Origin of the sequence: Motilibacter deserti (genome assembly GCF_011250635.1) — a bacterium.
In the GTDB taxonomy this organism is placed as follows: domain Bacteria; phylum Actinomycetota; class Actinomycetes; order Motilibacterales; family Motilibacteraceae; genus Motilibacter_A; species Motilibacter_A deserti.
This window is the reverse complement of sequence record NZ_JAANNP010000266.1, coordinates 1-714: the sequence shown is the minus strand read 5'-3', so window position 1 is coordinate 714 and position 714 is coordinate 1. Positions and strand designations below refer to the sequence as shown.

Below are 714 nucleotides of genomic sequence, written 5' to 3'. Positions count from 1 at the left end.
AGACGTCGTCCAGCGCGACGAGGTCCTTCGCGAACGTCGCCGGGTGGCGGAAGTTGGGCGACGCGACGAGGGTGCCGAGCCGGATGCGGCTGGCCACGCAGGCAGCGGCGGTGAGCGTGGGCACGGCCGCCATCCACGTCGAGTCGCGGAAGGACCGCCAGGACATGTGGTCGTAGGTCCACGCCGAGTCGAAGCCCAGCTCCTCGGCGCGGCGCCACAGCGGCTCCGCCTCGGACCAGCGGAACTCCGGCAGCAGGACGACTCCGACGCGCATGGGGTGTTGCTATCAGACCCGGCCGCTGCGGTCGACGCTGCCGGTCGGGCCAGTGGCGCGCGGCGAGGTCGCCGCTTCCCCCGGGTCACCGGTCAGACCGGCCGCGCCGGACGAGATCGACGCCCGGTAGACCGTCAGACCGGCGGGCAGCCGCCGGCGGCCCGCGGCGGGCGGTCGACGAGCCCGCGCATGCCGAGCCCGGCGAGCGCGCACTTGACCTGCGGCGAGGGGTCGACGAGGCGCGGCCGGCGGCAGCGTCCCCACGCCGCCCGTTGCAGGCGCAGCAGCCAGGCGACGCCCGCCGCGTCGATCGCCGTGACGCCGCGCAGGTCCAGCTCGACCCCGAGGACGGTCTCCGACGCCAGCGCCTCGGCGACCTCGGTGAGGCGGTCGCGGGCGGTGCCGTCGAGCTCGCCCACCACGCTCAGCCGGGCCGTCCC

General features: G+C 76.3%; 2 protein-coding genes. Both read right to left on the bottom strand.

All coding sequences use genetic code 11. The annotated features are described in order from the left end of the window. The coding region (locus G9H71_RS22970) for an LLM class flavin-dependent oxidoreductase (RefSeq protein ID WP_166285043.1) at window positions 1-274 on the bottom strand (274 nt) is incomplete at its 3' end. A 134-nt stretch (window positions 275-408) separates the two neighbouring features. Next, window positions 409-714, bottom strand: a 306-nt coding sequence (locus G9H71_RS22965; RefSeq protein ID WP_166285042.1) for an STAS domain-containing protein, incomplete at its 5' end; no start/stop codon positions are given.